Origin of the sequence: Paraburkholderia sp. RL18-085-BIA-A, from assembly GCF_046027075.1 — a bacterium.
Lineage (GTDB): Bacteria > Pseudomonadota > Gammaproteobacteria > Burkholderiales > Burkholderiaceae > Paraburkholderia.
The window spans coordinates 1-2,036 of the sequence record NZ_JARESU010000369.1 but is presented as its reverse complement, the minus strand read 5'-3'; the positions used below and the strand labels follow the sequence as shown (position 1 = coordinate 2,036).

The 2,036-nt window shown below is 62.2% G+C and carries 1 protein-coding gene and 1 pseudogene; both read left to right on the top strand.

What is annotated here, in order from left to right; genetic code table 11:
- On the top strand, positions 1–541 hold a 541-nt coding region (locus P0D89_RS52495; RefSeq protein ID WP_408371028.1), incomplete at its 5' end, for an ankyrin repeat domain-containing protein.
- Positions 542–669: 128 nt separating this feature from the next.
- Positions 670–1,626 (top strand): annotated as a pseudogene (locus tag P0D89_RS52490) (catalase); the annotation flags it as partial.
- Positions 1,627–2,036: the final 410 nt, after the last annotated feature.

The window sequence follows — 2,036 nt, the reverse complement described above, 5'->3', positions numbered from 1 at the left end:
CCTCCGCAATGCCCCGCCCCCTAGCGAGCTCGACGACGATACGTTCGAATTCGCGAACGCGGTATTCGATCTCGCGCGCGCAGGCGAATCGAAAACGCTCAGCGCGCTACTTGGCAAAGGCCTGCCGCCGAACCTGCGTAATCATCGTGGCGACAGCCTGCTGATGCTCGCCGCGTATCACGGACATCTGGAAACGGTGCGCGTGCTGCTTCGGCATCGCTCAGATCCGGATCTGCGCAACAGCAACGGACAGACGCCGCTGGCAGGCGCCGCCTTCAAGGGCGATCTGCCGATGATCAAGCTGTTGCTCGCGTACGGCGCCGACATCGAAGGCGCGTCACCCGACGGGCGCACCGCGCTGATGATTGCGGCGATGTTCGACCGCACCCGGATCGTCGAATATCTGGTCAGCCGCGGCGCCAATCTCAACGCTACCGATACATCGGGCGTCAGTGCGGCCGACGCGGCCCAACGGATGGGCGCCTCGCAAGCGCTGGCGCTTTTGCAGGAAATGAGCTCGGCGTCGCTCAGTGCACGCTGATCTGATTCGAACCCGTTCGAATCGGGCTCGAGCCCGGCTTGAACGCGAGCGGCTCGCCGCAGCTACTGATGTTTGGTCCATCGCATCCCCCCGGCAGTTTCATTCGATTCACGTAAAGGAATGGTGTTATGAAAAAGTCGACGACAGCGTTCGGCGCTCCGCTTGTAGACAACCAGAACATCTCGACCGCCGGCCCGAACGGGCCTGCGTTGCTCCAGGACGTGTGGTTCCTCGAAAAGTTGGCCAATTTCGACCGCGAGGTGATCCCCGAGCGGCGGATGCACGCGAAGGGCTCCGGCGCTTTCGGCACCTTCACCGTGACCCACGACATCACGAAGTACACCCGCGCGAAGATCTTCTCGGCGATCGGTAAGCAGACCGAGATGTTCGCGCGCTTCTCGACGGTCGCCGGCGAGCGTGGCGCGGCGGACGCGGAACGCGACATCCGCGGCTTCGCCCTAAAGTTCTACACTGACGAGGGCAACTGGGACATGGTCGGCAACAATACGCCGGTGTTCTTCCTGCGCGACTCACTGAAGTTCCCGGACCTGAATCACGCGATCAAGCGCGATCCGCGTACCGGTCTGCGCAGCGCCGACAGCAACTGGGACTTCTGGACGCAGCTCCCGGAAGCGCTGCACCACGTGACGGTCGTAATGAGCGAACGCGGCATTCCGGCGACGTTCCGCCACATGCATGGATACGGCAGCCACACGTACAGCTTCACCAGCACGAAGCAGGAGCGTTTCTGGGTGAAGTTCCATTTCCGCACCCAGCAGGGCATCAGGAATCCAACTGACGCCGAAGCGGAAGCGCTGATCGGCAGCGACCGCGAAAGCCATCATCGTGACCTGTACGAGGCGATCGAGCGCAGCGAGTTTCCGCGCTGGACGCTATTCGTGCAGATCATGCCCGAAGCGGACGCCGCGACTTGCAAGGTCAACCCGTTTGATCTGACCAAAGTATGGTCGCAGCGCGACTATCCGCTGATCGAAGTCGGCGTGATGGAACTGAACCGCAATGCCGAGAACCACTTCGCCGACGTCGAGCAGGCTGCATTCTCGCCGTCCAACGTGGTGCCCGGCACCTCTGGCGCACGATTACCGGGTCGGCATATCCCTGCGGGTCAAGGTCATGATCCACCACGCCGAAGGGCGCGGCAGAACCCGCCGTACGCTTGGCAGGATTCAACGCTTTGTACCGGTTGTCGGACACCGGCTGTTGCTCAATACTGGTTTTCATCGACACGCCGCCGGGCACACCCTGATCGGATGCGTTGCGCTCCGTAGCCTGCGGTTACCAGACGGGCGGTTTTGCGGATGTCCAGATCAATCGCTGCGAAAGGTATCAGGAATTCCGCGACGATCGTCGACGCCCGGAAGCACGCATGCGCGCGTCACCCACTTGCCAACTGAGGAACCGGAAAATGAGCACCACGATTGCAGGCATCAGGATACCCGACAGCGCGATTGCACGCGCGGCCACCCAACTGGTG